This is a genomic window from uncultured Aquimarina sp., assembly GCF_947496855.1.
GTDB lineage: Bacteria > Bacteroidota > Bacteroidia > Flavobacteriales > Flavobacteriaceae > Aquimarina.
The window spans coordinates 447,892-463,090 of the sequence record NZ_CANMED010000007.1; the positions used below are offsets into that span (position 1 = coordinate 447,892).

General features: G+C 34.0%; 13 protein-coding genes and 1 tRNA gene. 8 read left to right on the forward strand and 6 right to left on the reverse strand.

Annotated elements, in window-relative coordinates:
• Positions 1 to 4: 4 nt before the first annotated feature.
• The 3 genes from Q0921_RS21430 to Q0921_RS21440 are packed head-to-tail and all read left to right on the forward strand — an operon-like array spanning position 5 to position 2,603.
• On the forward strand, positions 5 to 409 hold the full coding sequence (locus Q0921_RS21430) for a GNAT family N-acetyltransferase (RefSeq protein WP_299260548.1): 405 nt from the start codon (positions 5 to 7) through the stop codon (positions 407 to 409).
• Positions 410 to 420: 11 nt separating this feature from the next.
• Positions 421 to 792: an MmcQ/YjbR family DNA-binding protein gene (locus Q0921_RS21435; RefSeq protein WP_299260549.1), complete on the forward strand. Its 372-nt coding sequence runs from the start codon at positions 421 to 423 to the stop codon at positions 790 to 792.
• 41 nt (positions 793 to 833) lie between these two features.
• Entirely contained in the window at positions 834 to 2,603 is a 1,770-nt protein-coding gene (locus Q0921_RS21440) for a DNA mismatch repair protein MutS (RefSeq protein WP_299260550.1), read from the forward strand.
• On the opposite strand, the gene Q0921_RS21445 is transcribed toward Q0921_RS21440, so the two are convergent.
• Positions 2,580 to 3,440, reverse strand: a complete 861-nt coding sequence (locus tag Q0921_RS21445) for an AraC family transcriptional regulator (RefSeq protein WP_299260551.1) — start codon at positions 3,438 to 3,440, stop codon at positions 2,580 to 2,582. The genes Q0921_RS21440 and Q0921_RS21445 overlap by 24 nt on opposite strands.
• Positions 3,441 to 3,578: 138 nt before the next feature.
• On the opposite strand from Q0921_RS21445, the gene Q0921_RS21450 reads away from it, so the two are divergent.
• The 4 genes from Q0921_RS21450 to Q0921_RS21465 are packed head-to-tail and all read left to right on the forward strand — an operon-like array spanning position 3,579 to position 8,410.
• Entirely contained in the window at positions 3,579 to 4,499 is a 921-nt protein-coding gene (locus Q0921_RS21450) for a dihydrodipicolinate synthase family protein (protein ID WP_299260552.1), read from the forward strand.
• Positions 4,500 to 4,529: 30 nt separating this feature from the next.
• The gene (locus Q0921_RS21455) at positions 4,530 to 6,113 is read left to right on the forward strand and encodes an aldehyde dehydrogenase (NADP(+)) (protein ID WP_299260553.1); all 1,584 of its coding nucleotides are present in this window, start codon (positions 4,530 to 4,532) and stop codon (positions 6,111 to 6,113) included.
• A 2-nt stretch (positions 6,114 to 6,115) separates the two neighbouring features.
• Positions 6,116 to 7,126: a 4-hydroxyproline epimerase gene (locus tag Q0921_RS21460; RefSeq protein WP_299260554.1), complete on the forward strand. Its 1,011-nt coding sequence runs from the start codon at positions 6,116 to 6,118 to the stop codon at positions 7,124 to 7,126.
• Positions 7,127 to 7,165: 39 nt separating this feature from the next.
• Positions 7,166 to 8,410, forward strand: a complete 1,245-nt coding sequence (locus Q0921_RS21465) for an FAD-binding oxidoreductase (RefSeq protein ID WP_299260555.1) — start codon at positions 7,166 to 7,168, stop codon at positions 8,408 to 8,410.
• A 64-nt stretch (positions 8,411 to 8,474) separates the two neighbouring features.
• Here the strand turns inward: Q0921_RS21465 and Q0921_RS21470 are convergent, their stop codons facing one another.
• The 4 genes from Q0921_RS21470 to Q0921_RS21485 all read right to left on the reverse strand — a co-directional run bounded on the left by Q0921_RS21470 (position 8,475) and on the right by Q0921_RS21485 (position 13,673).
• A complete protein-coding gene (locus Q0921_RS21470) occupies positions 8,475 to 9,575 on the reverse strand; it encodes a DUF4407 domain-containing protein (protein WP_299260556.1) in 1,101 nt (366 codons plus the stop codon).
• A gap of 126 nt (positions 9,576 to 9,701) precedes the next feature.
• Positions 9,702 to 11,678: a M56 family metallopeptidase gene (locus Q0921_RS21475; protein WP_299260557.1), complete on the reverse strand. Its 1,977-nt coding sequence runs from the start codon at positions 11,676 to 11,678 to the stop codon at positions 9,702 to 9,704.
• Entirely contained in the window at positions 11,675 to 12,046 is a 372-nt protein-coding gene (locus Q0921_RS21480; RefSeq protein WP_299260558.1) for a BlaI/MecI/CopY family transcriptional regulator, read from the reverse strand. The genes Q0921_RS21475 and Q0921_RS21480 overlap by 4 nt, the downstream gene beginning before the upstream one ends.
• Before the next feature lie 232 nt (positions 12,047 to 12,278).
• Positions 12,279 to 13,673, reverse strand: coding sequence for a dipeptidase (locus Q0921_RS21485; protein ID WP_299260560.1), 1,395 nt, complete (start codon positions 13,671 to 13,673; stop codon positions 12,279 to 12,281).
• A 132-nt stretch (positions 13,674 to 13,805) separates the two neighbouring features.
• Here Q0921_RS21485 and Q0921_RS21490 point away from each other — a divergent pair.
• Positions 13,806 to 13,890: transfer RNA gene (locus Q0921_RS21490), tRNA-Leu, on the forward strand.
• 234 nt (positions 13,891 to 14,124) lie between these two features.
• Here the strand turns inward: Q0921_RS21490 and fbp are convergent.
• Positions 14,125 to 15,132, reverse strand: a complete 1,008-nt coding sequence (fbp, locus tag Q0921_RS21495; RefSeq protein WP_299260563.1) for a class 1 fructose-bisphosphatase — start codon at positions 15,130 to 15,132, stop codon at positions 14,125 to 14,127.
• Positions 15,133 to 15,199: the final 67 nt, after the last annotated feature.

Sequence of the window (15,199 nt, forward strand, 5' to 3'; positions counted from 1 at the left end):
ACTAATGAGCATTATTATTTCTACAGAGAATTCGAGATTAGATATCGACTTTATTCATCAATTTTTGACTAATTCATACTGGGCAAAAGGAAGAACAAAAGAAGAAGTACGAACAAGCATAGAACATTGCTTTAATTTTGGCGTTTATTTAGACGAGCAACAGATTGGTTTTGCCAGAGTGCTTACTGATTATACTGTATTCGGTTACCTTATGGATGTTTTCATTGCAGAAAACCACAGAGGAAAAGGGTACTCGAAAAAATTAATGAAAACAATTTTAGAACATCCCGAATTACAAAAAGTTCACCGCTGGATGTTAGCCACAGCAGATGCTCACGGATTATATAAACAATTTGGATTTGATGCGCCTCAAGATCCAAATCTGATTATGGCCAGGATTGATAAATAATAAAACAATACATGGATATAGAAGCGTTTAGAGAGTATTGTTTATCAAAAAAAGGAGTAACCGAAGAATTCCCTTTTGATGAAACAACATTAGTTTTTAAAGTAATGGGAAAGATGTTTGCCTTAACAGGATTGAATAGACTTCCTTTTAGTGCAAACCTAAAATGTGATCCGGACAAATCTATTGAACTTAGAGAATTCCATCCAGAAATTGAGCCTGGATATCACATGAATAAAAAACATTGGAATACCGTTAACTTTTCGGGCAGTTTAGCTACTAATATGATATGCGAATTGACTGACCACTCTTATGACCTAGTTGTAAGCGGTTTAACCAAAAAAGCAAAACAAGAATTAGAAAATTTACAAATTAAAAAAAACTAAAAGGAAAGGTTCTTTTATCGCATCCTCCTTCTAATATAAATATGAATAACCCACAACAATTTTATAGATCACAAATAGAACAACATAAGGTATCTTTAAAAAAGGTAAAAAAACAACTTGCCTTTTCCAGTACAATTAGACTATTTCTATTTCTAGGCATCATAGCAAGCATCTATTTCGGGTATCCGAATACTCAAATTATAGTAGGAAGTATTGTAATAGGTATTGTACTGTTTATTATTTTAGTAAATCGTCATACTGATCTTTCATATATAAAAAATAAGCTTCAGAAATTGATTGCACTTAATCAACTGGAACTTGATGTTTTTGACGGTGATTTCAGTAAACTGCCGACAGGAAAAAAATATATCGATCCTTCCCATCCATATAGTCATGATATTGATTTATTTGGAGATCGCTCTTTCTTTCAATATATCAATCGAACTACAACAGCTGCCGGAAAAAATAAATTAGCCGCTATATTAAGAAGTAATGATATTGAGGATATACAACATAAACAAGAAGCGATAAAAAACCTTTCTAAACTTCCCGAATGGCGACAGGAATTCAGTGCTATTGCATCTTTGGTTGATGTATCGGCTTCGGTTTCTACCATCCGCAAATGGTTACAACATTACGTCCCTTTTGTCCCTAAAGTAATGCGAATACTTCCTACAGTTGTTTCGGTAATTTCTGTGGTGATGCTAGTTTTATTATTTTTAGAAGTTGTTACATTCCAAGTTTTTTTACTATGGTTTTTTATAGGTTTAGGGATTACAGGATCTCAACTTAAAAAAATCAACAGTTTATATAGCAGGTCTAATAAAGTAAAAGATACTTTCGAACAATATTACAAACTGGTAGATCAGATTGAGAAAAGTAATTTCGAATCTACTTTCCTCCAAGAAAAACAACAAGATGTAATCAATGAAAAAGAAAAAGCATCGGTAATACTAAAACAGTTTGCCGGTATCCTCAATGCTTTGGATCAACGAAACAATATGATGTTTGGAGTTTTAGCAAATGGTTTATTTCTTTGGGATATCATTCAGTGTTATCGTATTGAAAAATGGATCGCTACTCATCACGATAAAGTAGATAAATGGTTTGAAGTTATTGCCTTTTTTGACTCGTATAACTCATTAGGAAATTTTGCTTTTAATAATCCTGATTATATATATCCAGAGTTGACTGCAGAAAATACAATCCTTAATGCGCGAGAATTAGGGCATCCTATGCTAAATCAAAAGAAACGAGTAGATAACAATATCACCATTACTAAAGAAGAATTTTTTATTATTACCGGTGCTAATATGGCTGGTAAAAGTACGTTTCTAAGAACTGTAGCGTTACAGATTGTAATGTCTAATATCGGTCTGCCGATTTGCGCAAAATCTTGTGTATATCGACCGATTAAATTGATCACTAGTATGAGAACCTCTGATTCACTAAGTGATGATGCTTCTTACTTCTTTTCAGAATTAACACAACTCAAAAGAATTGTTGATGCACTAGAAAAAAATGAATATTTCATCATTTTGGATGAAATATTAAAAGGAACGAACAGTAAAGATAAGGCAGCAGGATCTCGTAAATTTGTAGAGAAACTAGTCAAAGCCAACGCAACAGGAATTATAGCCACTCATGATTTAAGTTTATGCGAAATAGCATCAGAACTAGATGAAGTAAAAAACCGATTCTTTGATGCGCAGATCGTAGATGATGAACTATATTTTGATTATAAATTTAAAGATGGTATTTGTCAAAACATGAATGCTTCCTTTTTATTAAACAAAATGGGAATCGTATAATCTCTTTTTATAATTAGAAGGGGTAATTCCTTTTATTTCTTTAAACTTTCTATTAAAGTTGGATAAATTTTTAAAACCACTATTATAGGAAGCTTCGGATATAGTGATCTCAGTTTCTTTAGATAGTAATCTGCAAACATTTTCAATTCTGACCTCAATCAAAAATTGAAAAAATGTTTTGTTTGTACGTTGTTTAAAATAACGGCAAAAAGCATTTGGAGTCATATGCGCTAGATCTGCTACTTCTTTAAGCGAAAAATCTCGGTTAAATTCATTCATCACTGCCTGAAAAACTTTAGCCATCCGCTTCCCTTCATTATCCGTATACGCTCTTTTTGAGATAAATGAAGATATCGTTTCTATCTTTGCTATTTTTAATAGTTTTAATATCTTCATAAAAATCGTAAAACGGTCCAATCTTTCTTCTGTTTTAAGAATTCTAAGAAATTGTTTTTTTAATTTTCGCTTTTTTGAAAGCACTCTAATTCCGTATACAGAACTTCTAAAAAAATTCGATAAATCTTCAAATTCCGGAAGGTCAAAAAACATATTTCCAAAAGACTCTTTCGTAAAAAAAAGAGAAATCATATAAGATTCCTGATCTGAAACTGCACTTTGTAATACATGAGGAACATTACTGCCAAAAACTAAAATATCATCCGGTCTATAATCAGTAATAGTATCACCAACTATTACGCTACCTTCTCCCGATATAATAATAGAAATCTGAATTTCTTTATGCTGATGAAATTTATCATATAAGACAATTTCCTTATCTTCTTGGACGATTAACGTATCAGTTGAAGATTTTGGTATTTTAAAAGGTAAAACTTTCATTTATAGCAATATCTACTTCAATATTAGTCATAATTAAGTAAATCAACACAATAAGAGATAATATAGTATCACTATAAGATAATTTCATAATATCCTTACATCTAAATTGACAATATATTTGAACCAAAATTATAAGGAATGGTTATAGATTGGAAAGGCGTAATGCCAGCTGTTACTACAAAGTTTACAAATGAAGACACTTTGGATCTAGAAATGTTTACTAAAAATATCAAAGCACAGCTGGATGCTGGTGTTCATGGTATCATCCTGGGAGGAACTTTAGGAGAAGCCAGTACTCTGGATAATGCTGAAAAAAGTACTTTGGTAAAAACTACGGTAAACATTGTGAAGAGTAGAATTCCGGTTATTATTAATATTGCAGAACAAAGTACAAAAGGTGCTATTGAAGCAGCTCGTAAAGCAGAAGAAGACGGTGCAAATGCATTAATGATGCTACCACCGATGCGGTATAAAGCTGGAGATAGAGAAACTGTAACTTATTTTAAAGAAGTGGCAAAAAGCACTGATCTACCTATTATGATCTATAATAACCCTGTAGATTATAAAATTGAAGTAACCTTGGACATGTTTGATGAACTTATTGAACTTGATAATATTCAGGCAGTAAAGGAATCTACCAGAGATATCTCGAATATCACTCGTTTGAAAAATCGATTTGGAGATCGATTAAAAATTCTTAGCGGAGTTGATACCTTGGCACTTGAAAGTCTATTGATGGGTGCAGATGGATGGGTTGCTGGATTAGTTTGCGCTTTTCCTGAAGAAACAGTGGCTATTTATGAACTACAAAAAGCAGGAAAAATTAAAAAAGCTATAGCTATCTATCGTTGGTTTTTACCATTGCTGGAATTGGATATAAACCCTAAATTAGTGCAGAACATTAAATTGGCAGAAGTTGCTACTGGTATTGGTACAGAAAATGTCCGTGCTCCCAGACTTCCTTTGGTTGACGAAGAACGTAAAAAAGTATTAGAGATTATTGAAAATGGGATAAAGACAAGACCATCTCTACCAAATTATAAATCATTAGTTTATTAAATCGTTATAAAACTCACTAAATCACTAATCATGATCACTGGCAAAAACTATATCGGAAATCAACTTTCTTCGGAAGGGCACAAAACATACACAACTTTTAACCCTAAGTTGAATATCGAAAATGAACATACTTTTTTTGAAGCCTCTAAAGATGAAATAGAAAAAACAGTGTCACTAGCATCTGAAGCATTCGGATCTTTCAAAAAAGTATCTGGTATTAAAAAAGCTGAGTTTCTTAATGCTATTGCCGATGAAATTTTAGCACTAGATCAAACACTTATTGAAACTTATACATCTGAGACAGGCTTACCAGAAGGAAGAGCAAAAGGGGAACGTGGCAGAACTATTGGACAATTAAGAATGTTTGCAGAACTAGTAGCAATTGGTTCTTGGGTGGAAGCTACTATAGATACCGCTGATTTAGATAGAAAACCAATCCCGAAACAAGATATACGTAAAATGTTAGTTCCTTTAGGTCCAGTTGTTGTTTTTGGAGCTAGTAATTTTCCATTAGCCTATTCTACAGCTGGTGGCGATACTGCTGCTGCATTAGCCGCAGGATGCCCAGTGATTGTCAAATCACATCCTATGCATTCAGGAACTGGAGAATTAGTTGCATCTGCTATTATTAAGGCTGCTCAAAAAACCAGAATGCCTAACGGTGTGTTTTCTAACCTTAACAGTTCAGGAATAGAAGTCGGTGTCCAATTAGTAAAACATCCTAAAGTAAAGGCAGTCGGATTTACAGGAAGTATTAAAGGAGGTAGAGCTCTTTTTGATTTAGCATCACAGCGACCAGAACCTATTCCTGTCTTTGCAGAAATGGGAAGTATTAATCCTGTAATTCTACTTCCAAAAGCAACAGCATCAAAAGGTGAAGCTCTCGCTAAAACATATGCCCAATCTATCACACTCGGAACTGGACAATTTTGCACAAATCCAGGACTCATTTTAGGAATAAAAGGCGATGCACTTGATAATTTTATCAATATCCTTTCTGATGAGATTATAAAAATTGAATCATCTTGTATGTTACATCCTAATATCATAGGCAATTATGAAAAAAACAAATCCATTGCATTACAGCAAAACGGATTAACGGTTACCGCAGATTATAAAAATGATGTAGCAACTAATCACGCAAGACAAACAGTAACCAAAGTAGAAGGAAAAACTTTTTTAGAAAATGCTACTTTACATCAAGAAGTATTTGGCCCCTTTTCTATGGTAGTACAATGTGCAGATGCAAATGAATTAGAAACTATTATTAATAATATTGAAGGTCAACTTACAGGAACGATACTAGCAGAAAATGATGAAATTGTAATGTATCCTTCTGTAATAGAAGCACTCCAAAATCGCGTGGGAAGAATGATTTTCAACGGCGTACCTACCGGAGTAGAAGTTTGCCCAGCTATGCTTCATGGAGGGCCATATCCGGCATCCACAGATAGTAGATTTACAGCAGTAGGGATTGATTCTATAAAACGTTGGGTTAGACCATTCAGTTATCAAAGTTGGCCAAACAATCTATTACCTGAGGAACTTAAAAATGAAAATCCGCTAGAGATATCACGTTTAGTGAACGGTAAGCAAACTCATGATAAGATCTAGTTATGCCCAGAACCACCTATACATGTATCGATGCTCATACCTGCGGAAATCCGGTTAGAGTAGTTACTACAGGACATCCTGATCTTAAAGGCAATTCTATAAGCGAAAAGCGGCAACATTTCTTACAAGAGTATGATTGGATAAGAACAGGATTAATGTTCGAACCTCGTGGTCATGATATGATGAGTGGTAGCTTTTTATTTGAACCACACGATCCTGCAAATGATTTCGCTATTCTTTTTATAGAAACATCAGGTTGTTTACCAATGTGTGGTCACGGAACTATCGGAACTATTACTATTGCTATAGAAGAGGGTTTAATACAACCTAAAATTCCTGGGAAAATACGAATGGAAGCTCCTGCAGGATTGGTAGAAATTGAATATCAACAAACAGATGAAAAAGTAGATTGGGTAAAACTAAAGAATGTGAAATCTTATTTGGCTAAAGAAGGGCTAACTATCAACTGTCCAGAACTCGATGAGATTAGATTCGATGTGGCTTACGGCGGTAATTATTATGCAATTGTAGATCCTCAGAAAAACTTCAGTGGTATACAGGATTTTACTGCTTCTAAATTGATCCAATATTCTCAGATTATTCGAGATCGAATTAATGAAAAATATCCTGATTATTTTATTCATCCAGAAAATCAAACTATCCGAGATGTTAGTCATATCCTCTGGACAGGAGATCCAATCGATCCTAGTTCTTCCGGAAGAAACGCTGTTTTTTATGGTGATAAAGCTATAGATCGTTCTCCTTGTGGTACCGGAACCTCCGCAAGAATGGCCCAACTATATGCTAAAGGAAAATTAAAAAAAGAAGAGGAATTCATACACGAAAGTTTTATTGGTTCTAAATTTATAGGAAGAATCGAAGAAGAAACTGAGTTAGTTAATCAAAAAGCTATCATTCCTAGTATACAAGGATGGGCAAAAATCTACGGATACAATACAATTATTATTGATGATCAAAATGATCCTTATGCTCTTGGTTTTCAAGTGATTTAGATGATCAATAATACAATATGATAATGTTTTAATTAAAAAATGAAAGAAGTTATTGTCATAGGAGGTGGAATTATTGGACTTTGTTCCGCATACTATTTGTATAAAGAGGGCCATAAGGTAACCGTTATAGATCAATCCTCTATGGATTTTGGGGCCTCTTATGTGAACGCTGGATATTTAACTCCAAGCCATATTATCCCATTAGCAGCTCCAGGAGTTATGAAAAAAGGATTAAAATGGATGTTCAATCCAAGTAGTCCATTATTTATAAAACCTCGCTTAACATCTGATTTCTTGAGATGGACCTGGGCTTTTAATAAATCCTGCTCTTCAGAAAATGTGACGCGCAGTATTTCCTCTATTAAGGATATAAATTTATTAAGTCGAGATTTATATACTGAAATTAAGGAACAAGAGAATTTTAACTTTCATTTAGAACGAAAAGGATTATTAATGCTTTGTCAGACAGATAAGATGCTAGAAGAGGAAATCCACATAGGAAAAATGGCTCAAAAAGAGGGTTTACCAGTTAAAAATCTTTCTTTCCCAGAATTAAAACAAATAGAACCTAACATACAACTAAATGCTAAAGGTGCTGTATTATATGAATGTGATGGACATACCACACCACATCTATTTATGGAAGAAATGAAATCTTATCTGGAAGTTTCTGGAGTTACATTTCGAAAAAATGAAAAGATCAATGATATTGATGTAAGTAATGACAAAATCGTTTCGGTAAGAAGTGCTTCCAATACATATAACGCAGATGAATTTATATTGGCTGCTGGTTCTTGGTCTAAATTATTGAGTAAAAAACTTGGAATCAAATTATTACTAGAAGCAGGAAAAGGATATCGAATAAACTCTAAAAGAGATTTAGGAATTACTATGCCTACAATTCTAGCGGAAGCTAAAGTTGCAGTTACTCCAATGCAAGGATTTACTCGTTTTGCGGGAACCATGGAAATCGCTGGAGTCAATCATACTATTAATAAAATAAGAGTCGAAGCCATTGCCAATGCTACTCATAAATACTATCCAGATATTACTCTCACTAATAACGAAAAGAATGATGCTGCCTGTGGTTTACGACCTGTTTCTCCTGACGGTATGGCTTACATTGGCAAATCTAGTAAATGTATCAATTTAACCATCGCCACTGGACATGCTATGATGGGTTGGAGTATGGGGCCAGCTACCGGTAAATTAGTTTCGGAACTGATTTCGGATAAAAAACCATCCTTAAGCTTAGAGGTGTATCACCCTGATCGACGGTTTTAAAAAAAGCCTTTATTTAGTTAGACCTAACAGGTTTTGGAAACCTGTTAGGTCTTTTTATTATATGCTACAATATATCCGTTTGCCTCTTATAAAAAGCATCTTGTTGCTTCTGCATTAATTCTCTTGCTATTTTCTTTTTGTATTGATACAGTTCATCTTCTTCTGCAATATCACCATATACTCGATCATTCACGGTATGATCAGTTGCTAATAGAATTTTTCGTTGATCCGCTTTCTGTGCTGTCCATATTTTTACCTCACCTTCTACATCCTCAATTTTAAAATCATATTCGCCTTTTGGTGAAAGTAACTTTGCAAAAATAGGAGAAGTTTCAATAGCCAAAAACAACAAAAAGATAAAAAATGAAGGTAGCCAAGGCAATTCATTAAGTGCAGTTACACGTGCCATTAATCCATCAAAATTATCAATTATTGGCTGCGAGCTCTCTATTTGTTTATCATACAGAACAGCTAATTCAGTTTTTTGTGCTTCTAAACCAGTAATTTTCTCTGCGTTGGTCTTCTTGAGTGCTACCAACTCAGCTAGCATTGTATCGTGTTTTTCTCTTTTCTCTTTATATACAGGACCTTTACCTACAAGTTCTGTTCCCTTTCGACCTTCTGCTTCGGCGATATAGGTTTCATACAGGTTATTAACCTCAGTTTCTTTAGTACCTATTTCTTGTTTCAAAGAGATTATTTCAGCATCAACCGCCGCGATAGCCGGTGTATATTGTGTTGCTATTTGTTCTTGATTCGCTAATGTTAGATCATTTTTTTGCTCCAGTAGCACTTGATCAATTTCTTTTTCAAAAATCTTTAATTCTAAAGGCTTTGAAATAACTACCGCAATGATAACCGCTAGAATAATTCGAGGTGATGCCTGTAAAAGTTCATCCAGAAAATTATCCTTTTTCTTTATGGTTGATACTATAAATCGATCCAAATTAAATATCAATAAGCCCCATACTAATCCAAAGAAAACGGCAGTAAAATAATTGTCAAACACAGTATATAAAGCATAACTCGCTGCCAAAAATGCCATAAGTGCAGTAAAAAATACAGTTGCACCAATACCTGCATACTTGTTTTGTTCTCCATTAGAACTATCAGCCAATATATCGGCATCAGCACCAGAGCACATAATAAAAAATCTTTTTAACATAATCTAAGGGTGTTTTTGATTGATAGACAGACTTATAACGCTGATTTCTAACTAAATGTTGCACAAAAAACCCCACCGAGGTGAGGTTTAAGATAATTTGTACACTTAATAACAGTTAAATGTTAATCAATCTTTAAGTCTTACTTTTGATTTACCATTTTTTGTGGACGCATCTATAGAAAGGTTGTTATTAGAATCTTCTACTAGTTTTAGTGCTTCTTTGGCGGAAATTTGTTTCCCATTATAATAAAAATCAGCATCTTTTTCAGCCATCCTTTCTATTAATTTATCGGGTGAATGGTTCTCAGCAGCTTGCATTGCTCTATGCTCAGCTTGTCTAGCCTTCATTTCTGCTTTTCTGGCACTTTTTCTTGCTTCCATCTCAGCTTTACGAGCTTGCATTTCTGCCTTTCTCATTGCTTTTCTAGCTTCCAACTCGACTTCCATAGCGTTTTTTCTTGTCTCCATTTCAGCCTTACGCATTTCTTTTTCGATCTTGCGAGCTTGCATTTCAGCCTCTCTCATTGACTCTCTAGATCGGTTTCGAGTTCTTAATCTTGCTTCCTGAGATGCTTCTAGAGCGTTAGCCCTTGCATTTTCTGCAGCTTCTCGAGCCTTTTCGGCATTCAGCATTGCCAATTCAGAAGCAAGTTCTTGCGCATTTTCTGCTTCCTCAACCCTAAGCATTGCTTCTTCTCTTTCAATTTCTGCACGTTCTCTTTCAACCTCTGCTCTTTCTCTTGCTAGTTCATTTTCAACTTGTTCTTTTACTTCTTCCTTTTCTTGTTCCGTCCAATTCTCTTTTGGAGCTGGAGGTGGTGGAGGCAGTGGAATATTACTTTTCTCTCCTTTTTTCACTTTAGGAGCCTTAGCAGGTGGTGGAATATCGCTTTTCTCTCCTTTCATTACTTTCGGGGCTGGAGGCGGAGATGGTATCTCAGGAAACTGCTCAGCTCCTTTGCGTTGATCGGAAGTCATGTTTTTATAAATATATTCCATGCGATCAACCTCATTTTTTCTGATAGTAATCTGTTTACTACCCTTGATTTTAGCATTTAAATCTTTTGCCCAGACATTATACTCTTTTATCATTTCCTTGGTAATCGCTTCCTGAATAGCTGTTTCAGAAATAGCTGTTTTTTCATCATTTCTTAAAACAATAATTGAGGATTTTTCTAATGTATGAAATTTTTCAACATCAGGATACCTAATTTCATCAAGTGATCGTTCTACTTCTTTAGCCACTATTTCGTTGTTAAAAAATAATACGCATAGTGATAAAACCGGTACTAAAGTTACTAGCTTTAGCATTGTTCTTTTTTTCGAAAATTCTTTTGTCATCATCTGTAATCGTTTTTTTGTTAATGAATAATTAATAGGGCTCGATAATACAGCTTGATTAGAGCTGTTGGGATAATTAAGGAGCAAATTAAAATAGTTTTGTATTGAAAATCGTTGTTTCAACACATTCTGGTCTGCAAGAAACTCATGATTTAACTTTATAGATCTTTTTATAAAAATAAACAAGGGGTTAAACCAAAAAATTACTTGCAAAACCTCTACAAACAGTATATCTAGTGTATGTTTTTGTAATGCATGTGTTTTTTCATGAAGCAATACTTCTTCAGGAATATTTTTATTCTGAAATTCTTTTTTAGGAACGAAAATGTAACTCAGAAATGTATGTGGAATTATTGAACTACTTAATAACACATTAATATGCGATGGTTCTTTCAGTCTTTCATTGGCTCTGATCTTTTTAGAAATAACAAGTATATTTCGGACAAATCTGAAACCAAATACCAAAACACCTATTGCGTAAATACTCCACAAAACAGTTGGTAGATAATCAACCGATCCCCGAGTTATTTCTGTGTCAGGCACTATGATCAAAGGAGTTGTTATTTCTGAAATTATTTCTGGATGAGTAATTACTTCTACTTCATAAGTAAGCGTTATCGATGGTATGATCAATGCAAAAACTAAACTAAAAAGAAGGTAAAATCTTTTGACAAAATGAATATTTTCCTTTTCTAAAAACAACTTATAAAACACCCACAAGAGCATTAGACAAAGTGATGATTTAATTATGTAGGCTATCATTTTTGTTTCTTTAAAAGTTCCTGATCTACAATCTTTTTCAGTTCTTCTAATTCTGAAGTTGATAAGTTCGTTTCTGAAGTAAAAAACGATGCAAACTGGGATGCAGAATCATTAAAAAAATTCTTTATCAAACCATTTACATGTTTAGAAAAATAGTCAGCCTTTTTTACCAAAGGATAATATTCTCTAGACTTTCCATATAAGGTGTACGCTATAAATCCTTTATCAGCCATTCTCTTAAGCAAAGTAGCTACCGTAGTGGTTGCTGGTTTGGGTTCTGGAAAAGCATCGAGTAAATCTTTCATAAAAGCTTTCTCTAGTTTCCAGAGGTATTTCATTAATTGTTCTTCGGCTTTGGATAATTGCATTGCTCTACATTATTAGAATTTACTCTACAAATGTAGAGTAAAAATTTATATTTCCAAATATTTTAATAAAAAAAATACCTGTTGGGTCTTAAAAACCCAACAGGTATGTTATTATTTGCGTTAGGGATAGTAGCGGCATCCTTATTTATCAAGTACCCTGAGGTTCTCGAAGGGTGCTTAATAAATAAGATATAGCGAATAGCCCGACCCCGATTAGAATCGGGGTAACGCCCTAATTATCTTTACTTAACTCTGTAAAATACTTATAAAATAAAGGAATCGTTTCAATCCCTTTTAAGTAATTCCAAACACCGAAATGTTCATTTGGTGAATGGATTGCATCACTGTCCAAACCAAATCCCATAAGAATTGTTTTGCTCTTTAATTTTTTTTCGAATAGAGAAACAATAGGAATACTTCCTCCACTTCTTTGTGGTATCGGAGTTTTTCCAAAAGTATCCTGATATGCATTACTTGCAGCTTTGTATCCAATATTATCTATTGGAGTAACGTATCCTTGTCCACCGTGATGTGGCGTAACTTTTACCGTTACTGCTTCTGGAGCAATACTTTCGAAATGATTCTTAAACAGCTCGGTGATTTCTTTCCAGTCCTGATTTGGTACCAAACGCATAGAAATTTTCGCATATGCCTTACTAGCGATCACAGTTTTAGCCCCTTCTCCAGTATATCCGCCCCAAATTCCGTTTACATCTAATGTAGGACGAATAGAGTTACGTTCATTGGTTGTATATCCTTCTTCTCCATATACGGCGTTAATATCTAGTGATTTTCTATATGCTTCTAAAGAAAATGGAGCTTTCGCCATTTCTGCTCGCTCATCTTTAGATAGCTCTTCTACTTTATCATAAAAACCAGGAATAGTAATGTGATTATTATCGTCGTGCAAAGAGGCAATCATTTTGGTTAGGATATTAATTGGATTCGCTACTGCTCCTCCATATAACCCACTGTGCAAATCTCTATTGGGGCCTGTAACCTCTACTTCTACATAACTTAATCCTCGTAATCCTGTAGTAATTGACGGAACATCTTTAGCGATCATACCCGTATCACTTATAAGAATTACATCATTGGATAACTTCTCCTGATTTCTTTCTACAAACCAACTAAGACTATTACTTCCTACTTCTTCTTCTCCCTCGATCATAAACTTTACGTTACAAGGAAGTTGATCCGTTTTAGTCATTAATTCCATTGCCTTGACATGCATATACATCTGCCCTTTATCATCACAAGAACCTCTTGCAAAAATTGCTCCTTCAGGATGCAATTCTGTTTTTTTAATAACTGGTTCAAAAGGGGGACTATCCCAAAGATCAATTGGATCTGGTGGCTGTACATCATAATGTCCATATACTAAAACCGTAGGGAGATCAGGATTTATCATCTTCTCTCCATACACGATAGGGTATCCAGGAGTTTCACATATTTCTACAAGATCACAGCCTGCATTTTCTAGACTCTTCTTTATTTCATCAGCTGTTTTAATAACATCTTTTTCATATGCTGAATCTGCACTAATAGATGGTATTTTAAGTAATTCAAGAAGTTCGTTGATAAAACGATCTTTATGTTCCTGAACGTAAGATTTGGTATTTTGCATTTGGATTGAATTAATTTTGCCTAAAAGTACTAAAAGTTTATATTTTTTTTGTTGAGACTTTTTATTTTAAAAGTATTGTTTATATTTGCACTCGCTTTTGCAGACAGTCCTAAGTTTTGTAAAAGTTTTAATGCGGGCGTGGTGGAATTGGTAGACACGCTAGACTTAGGATCTAGTGCCGCGAGGTGTGGGAGTTCGAGTCTCCCCGCCCGCACCAAAAGAGGTAAATTTTCAATTTACCTCTTTTTATTTTTCTAAAAATGAGACAGTTACAGGTTTTAATTTCGATATGCTTCTTATAAAATTTATATTTTCGTTTTTTATAAACAATTGATTATCAAATACAAAAGGTTCGATTCGCTTATCCTTATGTAGGAATAACCTTCTTTATTAAAGTATGTTTAGTATCTAATACAGTTTTTCCAACCTTTAATAATATGAAACATTAACACTATTGATAATTTGTTATATGCTCTTCAAGTTTTTTAACCATATTCCTACTTCCACAAAAAAACGGAACTCTTTGATGTAGCTCTTTTGGATTAATTTCTAAAACTCTATTATATCCATCAGTAGCTCTACCACCAGCCTGTTCTGCTATATATGCCATCGGATTACATTCATATAATAATCGTAATTTTCCATCATTAGCGATTTCGCTATTAGGATACATATAAATTCCGCCTTTAATCATATTTCTATGAAAATCAGGTACTAAAGAGCCAATATATCTAGAGCTATAAGGTCGATTACCCTCTTCTTTTTGACAATATTTAATGTATTGTTTTACCCCTGATGGAAAATGAACATAGTTACCTTCATTAACAGAATAAATGCTACCATCTTTTGGAAACTTCATATTTGGATGTGAAAGGTAAAATGAACCTATGGCGGGGTTGAGTGTAAACCCGTTTACGCCATCTCCCGTAGAATAAACGATCATAGTTGAAGTACCATAAACGATGTAACCTGCTGCTACTTGATCTTTTCCAGGTTGTAAAAAATCCTCTAGTTGAACAGGACTTCCTAAAGGGCTAATTCTTCTATAAATTGAAAAGATAGTCCCAACGGAAACATTAACATCTATATTTGAAGAGCCATCAAGCGGGTCAATTAAAACCACATACTTATTTTGATTCTTTTTGTCATCACTATTTAGAATAATAAAATCTTCTTCTTCTTCTGAAGCAATTCCACATACTATTTCCCTATTGTCTAGAGCCTGTATAAATTTTTCATTCGCAAATACATCAAGTTTTTGTTGTTTTTCTCCTTGAATATTAGTCTCCCCATAAGCTCCCAAAATGTCAACCAAACCAGCCTTGTTAACTTCGTGATTTACCACCTTTGCAGCTAGACGTATTCCATTAATAAGACTTGATAGCTCCCCAGTAGAGTATGGAAAAGCCATTTGATTTTTTATAATAAATTCACCAAGAGTTCTTGTATTTTTAATCATTTTTTAGCTTAATTAATATGGAAAACTCTTCACGGTTTTGTGGTATGTAAAAAGTCTTCCACAAAAA

Coding starts and splice junctions, on each gene's coding strand:
- Q0921_RS21430 (WP_299260548.1), top strand. CDS start 5: ATGAGCATTATTATTTCTACAGAGAATTCGAGATTAGATATCGACTTT.
- Q0921_RS21435 (WP_299260549.1), top strand. CDS start 421: ATGGATATAGAAGCGTTTAGAGAGTATTGTTTATCAAAAAAAGGAGTA.
- Q0921_RS21440 (WP_299260550.1), top strand. CDS start 834: ATGAATAACCCACAACAATTTTATAGATCACAAATAGAACAACATAAG.
- Q0921_RS21445 (WP_299260551.1), bottom strand. CDS start 3,440: ATGAAAGTTTTACCTTTTAAAATACCAAAATCTTCAACTGATACGTTA.
- Q0921_RS21450 (WP_299260552.1), top strand. CDS start 3,579: ATGGTTATAGATTGGAAAGGCGTAATGCCAGCTGTTACTACAAAGTTT.
- Q0921_RS21455 (WP_299260553.1), top strand. CDS start 4,530: ATGATCACTGGCAAAAACTATATCGGAAATCAACTTTCTTCGGAAGGG.
- Q0921_RS21460 (WP_299260554.1), top strand. CDS start 6,116: ATGCCCAGAACCACCTATACATGTATCGATGCTCATACCTGCGGAAAT.
- Q0921_RS21465 (WP_299260555.1), top strand. CDS start 7,166: ATGAAAGAAGTTATTGTCATAGGAGGTGGAATTATTGGACTTTGTTCC.
- Q0921_RS21470 (WP_299260556.1), bottom strand. CDS start 9,575: ATGTTAAAAAGATTTTTTATTATGTGCTCTGGTGCTGATGCCGATATA.
- Q0921_RS21475 (WP_299260557.1), bottom strand. CDS start 11,678: ATGATAGCCTACATAATTAAATCATCACTTTGTCTAATGCTCTTGTGG.
- Q0921_RS21480 (WP_299260558.1), bottom strand. CDS start 12,046: ATGCAATTATCCAAAGCCGAAGAACAATTAATGAAATACCTCTGGAAA.
- Q0921_RS21485 (WP_299260560.1), bottom strand. CDS start 13,673: ATGCAAAATACCAAATCTTACGTTCAGGAACATAAAGATCGTTTTATC.
- fbp (WP_299260563.1), bottom strand. CDS start 15,132: ATGATTAAAAATACAAGAACTCTTGGTGAATTTATTATAAAAAATCAA.